General features: G+C 71.9%; 11 protein-coding genes. 7 read left to right on the top strand and 4 right to left on the bottom strand.

All coding sequences use genetic code 11. The annotated features are described in order from the left end of the window. The first annotated feature begins 86 nt into the window (after window positions 1-86). Entirely contained in the window at window positions 87-1,769 is a 1,683-nt protein-coding gene (locus WME89_RS06925; protein WP_438008447.1) for a DEAD/DEAH box helicase, read from the top strand. A 165-nt stretch (window positions 1,770-1,934) separates the two neighbouring features. Here WME89_RS06925 and WME89_RS06920 read toward each other — a convergent pair whose 3' ends face one another. Further along, window positions 1,935-2,888: a TerC/Alx family metal homeostasis membrane protein gene (locus WME89_RS06920; RefSeq protein ID WP_438008446.1), complete on the bottom strand. Its 954-nt coding sequence runs from the start codon at window positions 2,886-2,888 to the stop codon at window positions 1,935-1,937. An 841-nt stretch (window positions 2,889-3,729) separates the two neighbouring features. On the opposite strand from WME89_RS06920, the gene WME89_RS06915 reads away from it, so the two are divergent. The 5 genes from WME89_RS06915 to WME89_RS06895 all read left to right on the top strand — a co-directional run bounded on the left by WME89_RS06915 (window position 3,730) and on the right by WME89_RS06895 (window position 8,585). Next, on the top strand, window positions 3,730-4,011 hold the full coding sequence (locus WME89_RS06915) for a hypothetical protein (RefSeq protein ID WP_438008445.1): 282 nt from the start codon (window positions 3,730-3,732) through the stop codon (window positions 4,009-4,011). Between the two features lie 212 nt (window positions 4,012-4,223). After that, on the top strand, window positions 4,224-4,379 hold the full coding sequence (locus WME89_RS06910; RefSeq protein WP_438008444.1) for a hypothetical protein: 156 nt from the start codon (window positions 4,224-4,226) through the stop codon (window positions 4,377-4,379). 210 nt (window positions 4,380-4,589) lie between these two features. Beyond that, window positions 4,590-6,485 (top strand): sensor histidine kinase, encoded by a 1,896-nt coding sequence (locus WME89_RS06905; protein ID WP_438008443.1) that lies wholly within the window; start codon window positions 4,590-4,592, stop codon window positions 6,483-6,485. Next, entirely contained in the window at window positions 6,482-7,213 is a 732-nt protein-coding gene (locus tag WME89_RS06900; protein ID WP_438008442.1) for a response regulator transcription factor, read from the top strand. Before WME89_RS06905 ends, WME89_RS06900 begins: the two co-directional genes overlap by 4 nt. 91 nt (window positions 7,214-7,304) lie before the next feature. Then, window positions 7,305-8,585: an AgmX/PglI C-terminal domain-containing protein gene (locus tag WME89_RS06895; RefSeq protein ID WP_438008441.1), complete on the top strand. Its 1,281-nt coding sequence runs from the start codon at window positions 7,305-7,307 to the stop codon at window positions 8,583-8,585. 164 nt (window positions 8,586-8,749) lie between these two features. Here the strand turns inward: WME89_RS06895 and WME89_RS06890 are convergent, their stop codons facing one another. The 3 genes from WME89_RS06890 to WME89_RS06880 all read right to left on the bottom strand — a co-directional run bounded on the left by WME89_RS06890 (window position 8,750) and on the right by WME89_RS06880 (window position 12,749). Further along, the gene (locus WME89_RS06890) at window positions 8,750-8,968 is read right to left on the bottom strand and encodes a hypothetical protein (protein WP_438008440.1); all 219 of its coding nucleotides are present in this window, start codon (window positions 8,966-8,968) and stop codon (window positions 8,750-8,752) included. Between the two features lie 213 nt (window positions 8,969-9,181). Then, window positions 9,182-10,693, bottom strand: a complete 1,512-nt coding sequence (locus WME89_RS06885) for a right-handed parallel beta-helix repeat-containing protein (protein WP_438008439.1) — start codon at window positions 10,691-10,693, stop codon at window positions 9,182-9,184. Between the two features lie 385 nt (window positions 10,694-11,078). Beyond that, the gene (locus tag WME89_RS06880) at window positions 11,079-12,749 is read right to left on the bottom strand and encodes a GMC oxidoreductase (protein ID WP_438008438.1); all 1,671 of its coding nucleotides are present in this window, start codon (window positions 12,747-12,749) and stop codon (window positions 11,079-11,081) included. A 353-nt stretch (window positions 12,750-13,102) separates the two neighbouring features. Here WME89_RS06880 and WME89_RS06875 point away from each other — a divergent pair, with 353 nt between their 5' ends. Further along, a complete protein-coding gene (locus tag WME89_RS06875; protein WP_438008437.1) occupies window positions 13,103-14,596 on the top strand; it encodes an aryl-sulfate sulfotransferase in 1,494 nt (497 codons plus the stop codon). Window positions 14,597-14,665 lie beyond the last annotated feature (69 nt).

Genomic DNA, 14,665 nt, shown 5'->3' with positions numbered 1-14,665 from the left:
GCGCGCCTGCGCGGAGCGGACCCGCGCCGCGAAGAGCACGGGCAGGGGCTCCGGGCTATGCTGCCGCGACGCCAGCAAGAGCGCTCATGACCAGCCCCACGACCGCCTCAGCACCGATGAGCCCCGGCGCGCCCGCCCTGCGCCCTTACCAGCGCGCCGCCGTCGAGGCCGTCCTCGCGGCCCGCAGGCGCGGCGTCCGGCGCATGGTCGTGTGCCTCCCGACCGGCGCTGGCAAGACGGTCATCTTCTCCCATCTCGCCCGCCTCGCCAGGCGGCAGGTCCTCGTCCTCGCCCACCGCGAAGAGCTCCTCTTCCAGGCCAAGGACAAGATCGAGCGCGCCCTCGGCGGACAGGCCACGGTCGCCGTCGAGCAGGGCGAGCTCCGCGCCTCGTCGGAAGCGCGCGTCATCGTCTGTTCCATCCGCTCCCTCCACGAGAAGCGGCTGGAGCAGGTCACCGGCGGCCGCGATATAGGCCTCGTCATCTACGACGAGTGCCACCACGCCCCCGCCGAGGACAACCGCCGCGTGCTCCGCCAGCTCGGCGCCTTCGACCCCGCGTGGACTGGCACCCTCCTCGGGTTCACGGCCACGACGGCCCGCGGCGACGGCAAAGGCCTCGACGACGTCTTCGAGGCGATCGTCTACAGCCGCACCCTCCCCGAGATGATCGCGGACGGCTACCTCGCCCCCCTCACCGGCTACCGCGTCGCCACCGCCACCGACCTCTCCCGCCTCGACGGCGGCGGCCTCGACTTCGCGACGGACGAGCTCGAGGAGGCCGTCGACATGGAGGAGCGCAACGCCCTCGTCGCCCGCTCGATTCAGGAGCTCGCCCGCGACCGCCGCACCATCGCCTTCTGCGTCACTGTCGCGCACGCCAGGAACCTCGCGAAGGCGCTCAACCACCTCGGCGTCCGGGCCGCCTACGTCCACGGCGACATGCCTTCCGACCTCCGCGGCCGGGTCCTCGCCGATTTCCGGGAAGAGCGCGTCCAGGTCCTCACCAACGTCGCTGTCCTCACCGAGGGCTTCGACGACCCTGGTGTCTCCTGCGTCGCGATGGCCCGCCCCACGCGCTCGGAGGGCCTCTATGCCCAGTGCGTCGGGCGCGGCACCCGCCTCCATCCCGGCAAGAAGGACTGCCTCATCCTGGATTTCGTCGACCTCTCCTCGCTCCAGCTGTGCACGCTCCCCTCGCTATTCGGCATGCCCCGCGACCTCGATCTCGAGGGCAAGGACGCCGCGGAGGCGGGCCGCTTCTACCGGCAGGTGGCCTTCGATTACCCCGGCTTCGAGGTCGAGGCGGGCCGCATCACCCTGCGCGAGATCCAGGAGCGCGCCGCGCACTTCGATCCCCTGAGCCTCCGCGTCGACCCGGAGGTGCTGGCCATCTCGCGCAATGCGTGGGCCTCGCTCGGCCGCTTCGGCCTCGCGCTCCATTTCGAGAGGAAGCCCGGAGCGATCAGCGAGGTCGTCGTCCTCGCCCGCGGCGGTCGCGGGAAGCGGTGGCACGTCCTCCTGGACGGCAAGCTCGTCGAGCGCTTCACCACCTTCGAGGAGGCGGTGGCCGCTGTCGATTACGAGGTCGGGCGCCGCGGCCCGGCGGCCGGGGCCTCGGCGCGGCACGACGCGCCATGGCGCAGGGGAGAGCCGCCCGTCCCGCTGCCGGCCGAGCCCCCGAGGGGCCATCCCCCGCCGCGCACCATGGAACAGGCGATGATCCTCGCGGTGTGGGCGAGGGTCACCGCGCCGCGCGAGGGGCGGTGAGCGCCGGCCGCGCGGGGTGGTAATCAGCTTGAAACGTCCGGGAACGAAGAGATTTGAACCACAGAGGCACAGAGGACACAGAGGACACAGCGGAACAACTCAAAAACTCTGTGCCCTCTGTGCCTCTGTGGTTCATTTACTCGGGGTTTCAACCTGCTTGGTGTCCTAGGCGACGCGCAGCCGCTCCGCTCGAGCCCTGCGCCGCTTCGACACGACGCTCGGCACGATCGAAGCGACGAGGATGAAGAAGATGACGAGCAGCGACACGGCATGCGGGACATGGAAGAGCTGTGAGCCCAGCATCTTCGTGCCGGCGAAGATGAGGATCGCGGCAAGGCCGAATCGCAGGTACGCAAGGCCCGTGAGCAGGTCCTGGAGCACGAGGTAGAGCGCCCGCATCCCCAGGATGGCGAAGACGTTCGAGCTGTAGACGATGAACGGCTCGCCGGTGATCGCGAACACCGCCGGGATCGAATCGACGGCGAAGAGCACGTCGGTGAGCTCGATGACGATGAGCGCGAGCAGGAGGGGCGTCGCGAGGCGGCGGCCGCTTTCCACGACGAAGAACCGGTGACCGTGCAGCCGGGGCGTGAGGGGCAGATGACGCTGGAGGAAGCGGAGCATCTTGCTCTCTCCAGCCGCCTCGGAGGGCTCGCGCGCCGTCTTCACGCCCGTGAAGATCAGGAAGGCGCCGAGGACATAGACCACGCCGTGCCACGCCTCCAGGAGGGCGGTGCCGCCGCCGATGAAAGCCGCCCGGGTCGCGAACGCCCCGAGGATTCCCCACAGGAGGACGCGGTGCTGCTCGGTCTGGGGGATCGAGAGCCGCGCGAAGATGACGAGGAAGAGGAAGAGGTTATCGACGCTGAGGCTCTTCTCGATGAGGTAGGCGGTCGCGTAGTTCACGGCCGCGGCGCGGCCGAACTCGAAGGCGATCCATCCACCGAACGCGACCGCCAGCGCGACCCAGGCGCAGCTCCAGAGGATCGCTTGCCTCCGGCCGAGGCCGTGCTCGCCGCGATGGCCCACCAGATCGACGAGGAGACTCAGGAGAACCACGCCCCCGAGGACGAGCCACGCCCAGAATGGAACATCGAGCGATGCACCTTGATTCAGCATGAACCGACTGTCTCCTGTCCGGGGTCAGGACAGCGTGACCCATGCGCTTCGCCCGCCGGTCACCTCGTCGAAGCGCTGCACCGACGAGGCGACGAGAGGAGCGAGCAGCGAGCCGGTGTTGACCGGCTTCGTGGTCGGTCCATCGAACCCAGCCGAGCGGCCCCAACCCTATATACGGTGGACGGCGCGGCCTGGCGTGAACGACCGAGGACCAGGGAAACGAGATAAGCAGAAAGAGGACCAAAGGCTCAGCGCCGCCGGAACGGCGCGTGCGCGTGGATCGGCGCGCCGAGCCCCCAGGCGCGCTCGATGAAGGCGCGACCCGGTGAACGTGCTTCCGGCGCCATGGTCGGACGCCGTCGTCGCCGTCGTGGCAGATTGTGACGTTGGTGCATTCTGTCAAATTCCGTGGCGATACGGCGGGTCCAGCGCGTTGCCGGGCGGAAGCTGCTGTTCGAGTCGCCGGCGAGCCCTTCGCTGCCCTGCGCAAGGGACAATGTGTCCCGATGGCGGTGAAGCGCGCGCGGATCGCCTGATCTGCGTGCAGGAGCATCGAGCTCGGCGCGCCTGGGCGATGCAGCCGAAAACGCTGGCCCGGAAGCGAGCGCCGCCGCTGCACGCGCGGCCTGGGCTGGTTCTTGCAATAGGAGTACAGACGAGGATCGATCGTCCGCGCTGGAGAAGCGCGGGAGGCCGGAAGTCGGCGCGCGATCGGTACCGGGTGAGCTCAGGAGCAGGCGCCTGGAGGCGCGGCCCGACGAGCGAGCGATGAGGACGGCCGCCGCGGCGCCCCGGGGAGCGCTCGCGGTCGCCACGAAACGAACAGACAGGAAAAGGCACCATGAAAAATCTCATCAAGATGACATGCATCACAGGCGTCCTTGTCGCCTCGGCCCTTGGTTGCGGCGCGACGTCGTCCGAGGAGCAGCGGCGCGCGGTGGTCCACCAGAACAACGCCGATGACGCGGCTCAGCGGGGGCAGTACGGGATGGCGAGCGACGAGCAGCGGAAGGCCGAAGACGCGCACGCCAAAGCCGTGCAGAAGGCCATGGATAGCGGCGAGCCGATCCCGCGCCAGACGAGGCCAGGGGACCCGGCGCCGGCTCCTCCTCCCACGTATTGAGGCGCGACCTGCGCGGGTGAGACGACCCGCCGGACATCATCACGCAGTCGACACGGGAGGTGAACGTGAAGAGATTGATCGCATGGGTAGTTCTCGCTGTTTCAGCCGCTGTCCTGGCGCCCGGATGCGCGAGGGACAGCGAGGCCGGGCGCACGGTGGATTGCGCCAAGATATGCTCGAAATACTCCGAATGTATCGAGGACCTCGACACGATGTCGTGCACGAGCGAGTGCGAGGACGAGGCGGACGCGGACTCGGGTTATCAGGAGAGCGCCGCCGCCTGCACGGAGTGCGTCAGCGACAGGACATGCAAGGAGGCGGAGCCTTGCTGGGCGAGCTGTCCGGATCTGCCCGGCGCGAGCATGTGACAAGACACCAAGGGCTCGCTCGCGGCGCGCAGGCTGCCCCGGGAGGACGCGCGCGCGGCGATCGCGGAGCTGGACGCCGTGCGCGATCGAGACGACGCGGACATGTTGTTCTACTGGAACCGCGCGCACGCCAGCAAGCCCGCCTGAGCGCACCTCCGGTGCTCCCCGCCTCGTGACATTCCCGTGACCTTCCCGTGCGACGCTGCGCCCGTGCTCTCCCCCCGGGCCAGCCGCCTGCGCGACTGGGCGCTCTTCGCCGCCGCCGCGAGCGTCCCCGCGATCTGCGTCGGCGTCCTCGGCCTCCGCGCCCTCGCCAACGAGGCCGACGGCGCGCGCCGCGAGGTGGCGCTCGGGCTGGCCACCGCCTCCGACCGCCTGTCGCGCGCGATCGATCAGGAGGTCGACATCGCCGCCGCCGCCCTCGCCGCCCTACCCGCCCTGCCCGCCGACGGCGGCGCCCCCGACGCCGCCGCGGCGGCGCTCGCCGGGATCGCGCCGCCGTTCGCGGCGCCGGTGCTGCTCGCGCCGGATCGCTCCGTGCTGCTGCCGCCCCAGGCCGCGCTGCCGCTCGCGCCCGCGCCCGAGGGGTGCGCCGCGCTCGCCCGCGCCGTCGCCGGGCCGGACGCCGAGGGCCGCGCCGGCGCGCGGCGCGACTTCCTCGCGCGCTGCGCCGAGGCCCGGTCGCCGGCCGGGCGATGGCTCTGGCCCGTCCTCGCGCTCGACGCCGCGGCGGACCGCGCCGTCGATCAGGCCGCCGTCGCCGCTTGGCTCGAGGGGCACGCGGCAGGGCTCTCCGAGGCGGAGCGCAAGGCCGCCGCGCTCGAGGCGGACGCCGCGCTCTCGGGCGAGCCGCGCGAGCGGGCGCGCGCGGCCCTCGCGGCCGCGCGCCCGGAGCGGGACGCGCTCGTGGCCGAGCTCCAGCGCGGAGGCCTCGACGCCGCGCTGCGCGCGCGCCCCGACGGCCGCGGCCTCGCCTCGTGGCGCACGGGCGCCTCCGCGGGCACGCTGCGGGCGCTCCCGGACGGGCGCTCCGCCGGCTTCGTGATCCACGCCGGCTCGCTCGCCGGCTGGCTCCGCGGCGACGCGCGCCCGGTGCCGCCGGACGTCCGCGCCGACGTCCTCGCCGGGCCCGCGGCCGCCGGGGCCGCCGGGCAGGCGCCGGGCGCGCCCGAGCTCGGCGGCGCGCCCGCGGCCCTCCTGCCGATCGCGCCGGAGCTCGCCGTGCGGCTCTCGCCCGCCGATCCGGCGGCCGTGGCGCGGCACGCGGCGCGCGGCAAGCGGCTGCTCGTCGGCGTCGGCGCCGCCGCCACGGCGCTCGCCCTCGGGCTGGCGGCGCTGCTGTTCGCGCGCATGCGCGCCGCCCGGCGCTCCAGCGAGCTGCGCACCGACTTCGTCGCCGCCGTCTCCCACGAGCTCCGGACGCCGATCGCGTCGGTCCGCATGCTCTCGGAGCTGCTCGAGGAGGGGCGGCTCGCGCCGGAGGAGCACCGCGAGGTGTTCGAGGCGCTCGGGCGCGAGTCGCGGCGGCTCGGCGAGACCGTGGAGCGGCTGCTCGGCTTCAGCCGGATGATGGCCGGGCGCGCCGCCGCCCAACGCGCCCCGGCCCGCGTCGCGGCGGCGGTCGCGGCCTCGATCGACACGTTCGAGGAGCGGAACCCGGAGATGCCCAGGGTCGAGCGCGACCTCGACCAGGCCGCGGAGGCGAGCATCGACGCGGGCCAGATCCAGCTCGCGGTCGACAACCTCCTCGCCAACGCCCTCAAGTACGCGCCGCGCGCCGCCCCCTACCGGGTCCGCGTCGCGCGCGAGCGCGGCGGCGTCGCCATCGCCGTCGAGGACCGCGGTCCGGGCGTCGCCCGGCGAGACCAGCGCCGCATCTTCGAGCCGTTCGAGCGCGCCGACGACCGGCTGAGCCGCGCCGTCTCGGGCAGCGGCATCGGGCTGTCGCTGGTCCGGCACGTCGCCCGCGCGCACGGCGGCAGCGCCCGCGTCGAGAGCGAGCCGGGCCGCGGCGCCGCGTTCACCCTCTGGGTCCCCGGACCGCCCGGGGCCCCCGGGCCGACGGAACCGAGCGAACCGAGCGAACCGACGGAGAGGACGCCATGACCCAGAAGACCCCCGAAGGCAGGCTGGAGACCGTCCTCGTCGTCGAGGACGACCCGACGCTGCGCCTCGGCCTCCAGAAGACGCTGCGCTCGGCGGGCTTCCGCGTCGAGGTGGCGAAGACCGGCACCGAGGGGCTCTCGATGGCGCTCGCCGCCCGGCCCGACCTCGTGCTGCTCGACGTGATGCTGCCCGGGATGAACGGCTTCGAGATCTGCGAGGAGCTCCGCCGCCACGACGCCGACCTGCCCATCCTGATGGTCACGGCCAAGGGCGAGGAGCAGGACAGGGTGCGGGGGCTCCGGCTCGGCGCGGACGACTACATCGTCAAGCCGTTCGGCGTCTCCGAGCTCCTCGCCCGCGTCGACGCGGCGCTCCGGCGGCGGCGGCTCGGCGACGCCGAGCGCGCGGTCGTGCAGTTCGCGGAGGTCGTCGTCGACTTCCGCGCCCACCGCGTGGAGCGGCGCGGGGCGCCCGTCGAGCTCACGGCGCTCGAGATGAAGCTCCTGCGCTTCTTCGTCGAGCGCGAGGGCGCGCTCCTGCCGCGCCAGCGCATCCTCGACGCGGTCTGGGGCGCGGACTACTTCGGCACCGATCGCACGGTCGACAACTTCATCAACCGGCTGCGCGCGAAGCTCGAGCCCGATCCGAGATCGCCTCGGCACCTCGTGACCGTGCGCGGCGCCGGCTACCGCTTCACCCGCGCTCCGGCGCCGGAGACGGAACGGTGACATGGCGAAGACGGAGCCAACAAGGCCAGTGCGCAGAATGCCTCTCACGCGCCGCTGCAAACGGGCCGCGCGCAGGAGGACATCGATCGTCATGAATACCATCCATCACCGCGCCGCCACCGCCGCCATCGCCGCCGGCCTGCTCTCGCTCGCCTCGTGCGCGGAGGGGCCGGAGACCGCCGCGCCGGGCGCCGAAGCGCGCGTCGACCTCGCCGCCGGCGCGAACAGGCGGCCCGATGTCTCGCTCGCGATCGAGCAGGCCGAGCGCAGGCTCGACGTGGGCCGGGAGATCGCCGCCGCGCGGCAGGCGCTCTCCGAGGTGCTCGCCGACCCGGCGGTGACGCCGGATCAGCGCGATCAGGCGAGGCTCGCGATGAGCCGGGTGCTCGAGGCGGAGGGCGACCCGGAGGCCGCGATCGCCGCCGTGGAGTCGCTCCTCGGCGATCACGCCGTCGGCGAGCCCTGGCCGCTCCAGAAGGCCGCCGAGCGGCGCCTGCGCCTGCTGGTCACCGGGAGCGAGGAGGACCCGCTGCCGGAGGAGCCTGGCGACGCGAGCCAGGCGTCGCCGTTCGCCCGCGCGCTCGCGCGGTATTTTCCCGTGCCAGAGTCGGGCCCCCGGGAGGTCACGATCCGCGTGCTCACGTTCGGCGGGAGCCGGGATGTGAGCGAACGCCTCAGGACCTTCGCGATCGCGCCCGCGATCCGCGCGCTCCGGCAGGAGGCCTGTCCGCGCTGCGACGACCAGGTCGCGATCAACCACAAGTCGTACGGGACCGATGGCTGGGTCCAGATCCCGGCGGCCCGGCCGCGGCTCGGGTCGAGCCTCGCGGTCTTCTACTTCGATCTCGGCAACCAGCGCATCCCCGCGCGGTACGACGCGGACCTGCCGCTGCCCACGGCGGACATCGTCGCGCGGCTCGAGAAGGGCGAGGGGGTCATCGCTGCGCGCGAGCGCGCCGGGGCGCCTCCCGCGATCCTGATCGCCGCGCCGCGCCGGGCGCAGCTCCCCGCCGTCGAGGCGGCGCTCGCGGCGATGACCGAGCTGCCCGCGGCGCCCGTCTCGGTGCCGCTGCCGGGCCAGCTCGAGCCCGCGGAGATCCAGGCGGTCGTGCGGGGCTCGTTCGGGCGGTACCGGGTCTGCTACGAGGAGCTCCTCGCGCGGAGCCCGGCCGCGGCGGGGTCGGTCCCGCTCAGGTTCGCGATCCTGGGCGACGGCGCGGTGGCTGACGCCGCGGTCGACACGGCGAGCTCGACGCTGCGCGACGCGACCCTGGAGCGGTGCATGGTGGCGGCGACGACCGCGCTGAGGTTCCCGGGCGTCGGGCAGAAGACCACGGTCGTCTATCCGATCGAGTTCTCCCCCGGGGGCTGAACGAAGCGCGAGCCGCCGGAGCCCGAGGCGGCGCGGGCGCGGCCGAGGTGCCGGTCGGAGTCACCCGCCGCGACGGCGCGCCGCACGGCGCGCTCGACGCGAGCGCTCCGGGCGCCCGCCGCGGCGCTCGACGCGGCCCTCGACGGGGCAGACCGTCGCCGCGGTCAGGCCTGCTCCCCGAAGGCGACGGGGCGGTGCAGGGCCGCGAGCATGCACTTCCTGGCATGGCCGGCCGGCTCTCCCGGCCGCTGCGGCTCTCCGTTCACCCATACCATCGTCACCTGCGCCGAGACGAACTGCCACCCGTCGCGCTCTGCCTGCTGCACCAGCGCGGTCAGCTCCTCGGCGCTGCCCGCTTCCACGAACCTGGTCTCGTACGACATACTCCTCCTCCACCGCGCCCGCACCGCGCCCGGCGGCGGTGGACCGTACGACGGCTCGCGGCAGGTGGGCAAGGAGCGCCGTGGCCGTGGCGGCCGAGCCCGGTCGCGCGGCGAGCGCGGCGGGCTCATGAAGCGCAGCGCCGGCCCCCCCGGCTCATACCGCGCGTGTCGGCCGCGCGGCGCCGGGCGAGGGCGGCCTGCGCGCGCCGCGCGCTACGGGGCGAACGCGCCGATCGTGAAGCTGGAGCCGTCGCTGCGCGCCTTGGCCTGCTGGTGCGGCGAGTACTGGTGCTCGACCGCCGGGAGGCCGTCGAGCGCCGCGCCGGCGCCGACGAGCGGGCCGCCGGTGACCGGGAGGAAGTCGTGACCTTCCACCGGGGCGAAGGGCGGGGCGAGGCCGACGATCTGGCTGTCCAGGCCGTCCACCTTCCCGAGCAGCTGCGGGCCCGGGACGGGATCGAACGCCGTCCACCCCTTCATGACCCAGTTCCCGGCGAGGAGGAGGGTCCCCGCGGCCACGTCGTCGCGGTCGCCCATGAAGGTGACCGCGCGGATGTCGGTCGGCTCCTGGCTGCTGGCGAACACGTTGTTCCGGGCGTCGATCCGCTCGTCGTTGGTCGAGGCCTCGAACACCGCGGAGCGCTCGTAATCCCGGTACGCCTCGTTCTTCACGAAGACGGTGTTGGCGAAGAAGTGGAGCGTGCCCTTCCTGTAATTCTCGGTCTGCCCGCTGTCCCCGCCATAGTGGACCATCGACGGGCCGTAGCCGGTGCGCAGGAGCACGTTGCCGTAGATGAACGTCTCGTGGAACGACGGCAGCGCGACCGAGTCGGTCGCCTCCTGCGCGTCCACGAGATCGATCAGGTGGGCGCCGTCCTCGATCCAGTTGTAACGGATGACCACGCCGGCGGAGCGCTCCTTGATGTTGTTGCCGTTGCCGCCGCGCGTGGGGCCGAAGCGATTGAACTGGTAGATGACGTTCGAGGCTTCGTTGTAGACGTTGTGCTCGTTGTAATCGCTCAGGCTGCCGTTGTCGTGGATGTAGTTGGACTCGATGAGCACGTCCTCGGTGAGGATCTCCGCGCCGCCCGTGCCGATGAAGAGGCCGTTGGCGTTCTCGTGCACCTCGCAGGCGCGGATCGTCACGTGGTCGCCGCGCTCGACGAAGATGCCGGCCGCGTTGTCCGCGTAGGACGCCGCGGAGCCGGCCTTGTCGGTGAAGCGGAACGGGGGCGATGCGTTCTTGATCTCGAGCCCCTCGACAGTGATGTGGCTGGGCGCGAGATCGTACGCGTCGTCGTGCTTGTGCCCGATGATCACGAGCCCCCTCACCTGGTGACCGTCGAAGGGGAAATCGAGCTCGGGCCGCGTCGTGGCGCCCTCGCCGTCGATCACCGGCAGCTCGCCGCCCGGCCCCGGGACGCCGCAGACCCGGATCGGCTGCTCCGCGGTCCCCTGACCGCCGAGCATGATCTTCTCGTGGTACCCCTCGGAGCGCCAGAAGATGCGCACCGTGTCGCCGGCGACGAGCGACTCGAGCGGGACATCGCCGATCGACTCGAACTGCTTGCCCGGGCCGACCTGGTAGTCCGTGCCGCTCCCCACGTGAGTGCACTGGACGTGGACAGGAGGGATGTTGACGGGCGGAGGGAGCGGCGCGTCCTCACCGGCCGTGATGCCGCCGATCTCGCCGTTGCAGCCGGCAATGAGGAGCAACCCGGTCATACAGGCTCGGAATCTCACAGAGGCGTCCTCCTCGATCTCTTGCAGAGCTTCACTGGATTTTTACAGTACAAGCTCTGCTGGATTGCTTCGCGCGGCGGCGTGAGCTCCCCGCGGCGAGGCAACATGACACAGTGAGGCTCTTTGTCATGCGACCAGACCCTGCTGTAGTGGCGAGTTCCGCAATCAGGTGGCAGGATGTAGCGCAGCGGCGTCCGATCACGCCCTGTCCGAGAGAACGCCGCAAGCGGGCTGATTTCCGGGAGATGGGGAGAGTGCCGCTGTAATAATTCAGCCTGACTCGATCGACGAGCCGGGTCGCGCAGCGGCATCGTTGTAATAATTCAACCTGGCCCGATCGACGGACCAAGCCGCGCGCAGCGGTTCGTCAGACGGCCTCTGGCGCGCGCGACGCCCCGGGCGGGGGCGCTGCGGAGCTCGCCGGCAGCGACGGGCGCTCCGTCCTGGACCCGGCGAACGCGGGGTTGTCTTGCTTCCGGGGGAGCTTGCTCATGGCCCGCTCGGCCATCGCGGTGATGGTGAGCGACGGGTTCACGCCCAGGTTCGAGGGCACCATCGAGCCGTCCACCACATACAGGCTCTCGTGGCCGAACACCTGGTTCTGCTCGTCGATGACCCCGTGCTCAGGGTCACGGGCGATGGCGCAGCCGCCGAGGATATGCGCGGTGGTCGGCACGTTGAGCACGGCCTCGTTGATGGCGTTGCGCGGGGTGCCGTCCATCAGCACGCCGAGCCGCTTGCCGACCTCGTTGGCGATGGGGATGTACGCCGGCGGCCTGGGCTGGTCGGGCGGACGGTGGGTGGTCATGCCGCCGCGCTTCCAGACGAGCTGCATGTAGTTGTCCAGCGTCTGCATCACGAGGAGGATGGTGGACCGACGCGCGAACTTGAAGGGCAGGAGCCCAAAGAGGAGGTCAATGGGGTGCAGGAGCCGCCGGCCGAGCCAGCGCAGCCAGCGCGGCAGTCCCGGCGTGTCGTCGGTGAGCACGGTGCCGAGGGCGCCCATCACGTCGGAGCCGGCGGGGTAGCGCACCGGCTCGATGTGCGTGCGCGCGTCCGGGTAGATGCCGCTCGTGATCGCGATGCCACGAGAGTAGTCGACCCGGTCGTCCTTCGCTGTCACCCCGAGGATGACCTCGCTGTTCGTGCGCACGTAATTGCCGAGCTGCCCGGAGAGGTTCGGTAATCGCCCCTCGGCCCTGGCCTGGAGCAGCAGCTTCACCGTGCCCAGCACGCCGGCGCTGAGCACGACCCCGCGCGCCCGGAGCTTGCGGCGACGCTTCTTGAGCAGCGCGGTGGAGCGCTCCAGGGTGAGCTCGTAGCCGCCGCCAGGGAGCGCGTCGATGGCGGTGACCATCGTCTCGGGCTGGATGGTGCAGCCCTTCTTCTCCGCCAGGTAAAGGTAGTTGAGATCGAGCGTGTTCTTGGCGCCGTAGCGACAGCCCACCATGCAGCCGCCGCAGTGGACGCAGGTGGCGCGCTCCGGCCCCTCGCCGCCGAAGAACGGGTCGGGCACGCGCTGCCCTTCCTGCTCCCCTTCCCTCGCGAAGAGCACGGCCACGTTGGTGACGTGAAACGTGTCCCCCCGGCCCATCTCGTCGGCGATCTGCCGGAGCTGCCGGTCCGCCGGCCAGAGCTTCGGGTTCGCCGTCACGCCGAGCATGCGCTTCGCCGTCTCGTAGAAGGGCATCAGCTCGTCGCGCCAGCTCGTGCCCGCAGGCCAGCCCGGGTTGGTGAAGGCCTCGGGCGGCGGCACCAGCAGCGTATTCGCGTACACGAGCGAGCCGCCGCCCACGCCCGCGCCCGAGAGGATGAGCGTGTCCCGGAGCAAGGTGAGCCGCTGGATCCCGTGACAGAGCAGCCTGGGCGCCCACAGGAACTTTCGTATGTTCCAGTTGGTCAGGGGGAAGTCGTCCTTGCTCCAGCGCTTTCCGCACTCGAGGACGGTCACCCGATAGCCCTTCTCGGTCAGGCGCAGCGCGGAGACGCTGCCCCCGAAGCCAGAGCCCACGATCGCGAAGTCGACGTCGAAGTCCATCAGCACCTGCTTCTCGGGGCGAAGTATCGTCCAGCTGGCCCCCGGCGCCTACGGTCGGATGCAGGCTCGCCGCCCGTTCGCCCGTTCGCCCGCTCGCCCGTTCGCCCGTTCGCCCGTTCGCGGGCGCGGTGCTCCCTGGCCAGCGCCGGTGCTGCCGAGCTGCTCCCTGCGCAACAGCGTCGCGCCGCGAGGCCCGGCGCGGCGCCTTCGTCCGCGGCATCCGCCGCGGGTACGCCCCGTGCACACGTGCGAACCGAGCAAGCCGAGCAAGCCGAGCAAGCCGAGCAAGCCGAGCAAGCCGAGCAAGCCGAGCGAACCGCCGCGGCGGCGCCGCCGGCCGGGAGACACGACGCATGGGCCATCCGACCATCTACCCCACCGGGGTCACCCTCTATGACCCTGACCGAAGCTGGAACGGCTACACCATCTTCCAGGCCCCAGGCCTCGGCGCGCTGCTCATCGACATGAACGGCCGCGAGGTGCAGCTCTGGAAAGGGCTGCACGGGTTCCCGAGCAAGCTCCTGCCCGGCGGACAGGTGTTCGGCAGCACCGGCGAGCGCAACCCGCAGCACGGGACGCAGGACCAGATCGACCTCGTGCAGGTCGACTGGGAAGGCAACGTGGTGTGGCGCTTCGACCGCCTCGAGTACATCGAGGATCCCGGCGAGACGCCGCGCTGGTTCGCGCGCCAGCACCACGACTTCCAGCGGCAGGGCAACCCGGTCGGGTACCATGCACCCGGCCAGGAGCCGCTCGTCGACCGGGGGAGCACCTTCCTGCTCGTGCACGAGAACGTGCAGAATTACGCGATCTCCGAGCACCCGCTGCTCGACGACAAGATCATCGAGGTGGACTGGAAAGGGAACATCGTGTGGCAATGGCGCGCCCACGAGCACGTCGAGGAGCTCGGGTTCGACGAGGAAGCGCGCGCCGCGCTGCGCCGCGACCCGAACCTGCGCGCGCCGGGCGCGGGCGCCCTCGGCGGCGCGAGCGCCGCGGCCGCGGGTATCGGCGACTGGCTGCACATCAACTCGCTGTCGCTGCTCGGGCCGAACCGGTGGTACGACGCCGGCGACGAGCGCTTTCACCCGGACAACCTGATCTGGGACGCGCGCGAGGCGAACATCATCGCCATCGTCGACAAGAAGACAGGGCGGATCGCGTGGAAGCTCGGCCCGCGGTACGACGGGAGCGAGGCCGAGCGCCGGCTCGGCTGGATCATCGGCCAGCACCACGCTCACTTCATCCCGCGCGGGCTGCCCGGCGAGGGCAACCTCCTCGTGTTCGACAACGGGGGCTGGGCCGGCTACGGCGCCCCCAACCCCGGCGCGCCCAGGGGGCTCAAGACGGCCCTGCGCGACCACTCGCGGGTGCTGGAGATCGACCCCATCACGCTGGAGATCCGCTGGCAGTACACGCCCCGGGAGGCGGGGTTCGTGATGCCGCTCGACGCGTCGCGCTTCTACAGCCCGTTCATCAGCAGCGCCCAGCGGCTGCCGAACGGCAACACGCTCATCACCGAGGGCTCCGACGGCCGGATCTTCGAGGTCACCCCGACCCACGAGATCGTCTGGGAGTACATCAGCCCTTACTGGCGCAAGCCGCCGCTCAGCCTCAACCTGGTTTACCGGGCCTACCGCGCGCCGTACGCCTGGGTGCCGCAGCTGCCGGCGCCCCGGGAGACGCCGGTGCCGCGGCTCGATGTCGCCACCTTCCGCGTCCCGGGCGCGGCGCCCCTCGGCCGGGACCGCGTGGTGGAGCTCCGGGACGCGCAGGGGTACGCCGCCGAGGCGGATTTCTGCGTGGCGACGGCCGAGGAGAGCGGGGCGACACGGAGGCCTGTATAGGTCGCCGCGTCACGCTCCTCGGCGACACCCCCACCGACGCCGGCGCGGCGCAGGCCTCCGGACACGAGG

Origin of the sequence: Sorangium sp. So ce321 (assembly GCF_051530195.1) — a bacterium.
Classification (GTDB): Bacteria; Myxococcota_A; Polyangia; order Polyangiales; family Polyangiaceae; genus Sorangium.
The sequence above is the reverse complement of the archived record's forward strand: the minus strand, read 5'-3'. Positions and strand labels throughout refer to the sequence as shown.

Coding starts and splice junctions, on each gene's coding strand:
- WME89_RS06925 (WP_438008447.1), top strand. CDS start 87: ATGACCAGCCCCACGACCGCCTCAGCACCGATGAGCCCCGGCGCGCCC.
- WME89_RS06920 (WP_438008446.1), bottom strand. CDS start 2,888: ATGCTGAATCAAGGTGCATCGCTCGATGTTCCATTCTGGGCGTGGCTC.
- WME89_RS06915 (WP_438008445.1), top strand. CDS start 3,730: ATGAAAAATCTCATCAAGATGACATGCATCACAGGCGTCCTTGTCGCC.
- WME89_RS06910 (WP_438008444.1), top strand. CDS start 4,224: ATGTCGTGCACGAGCGAGTGCGAGGACGAGGCGGACGCGGACTCGGGT.
- WME89_RS06900 (WP_438008442.1), top strand. CDS start 6,482: ATGACCCAGAAGACCCCCGAAGGCAGGCTGGAGACCGTCCTCGTCGTC.
- WME89_RS06895 (WP_438008441.1), top strand. CDS start 7,305: ATGAATACCATCCATCACCGCGCCGCCACCGCCGCCATCGCCGCCGGC.
- WME89_RS06890 (WP_438008440.1), bottom strand. CDS start 8,968: ATGTCGTACGAGACCAGGTTCGTGGAAGCGGGCAGCGCCGAGGAGCTG.
- WME89_RS06885 (WP_438008439.1), bottom strand. CDS start 10,693: ATGACCGGGTTGCTCCTCATTGCCGGCTGCAACGGCGAGATCGGCGGC.
- WME89_RS06880 (WP_438008438.1), bottom strand. CDS start 12,749: ATGGACTTCGACGTCGACTTCGCGATCGTGGGCTCTGGCTTCGGGGGC.
- WME89_RS06875 (WP_438008437.1), top strand. CDS start 13,103: ATGGGCCATCCGACCATCTACCCCACCGGGGTCACCCTCTATGACCCT.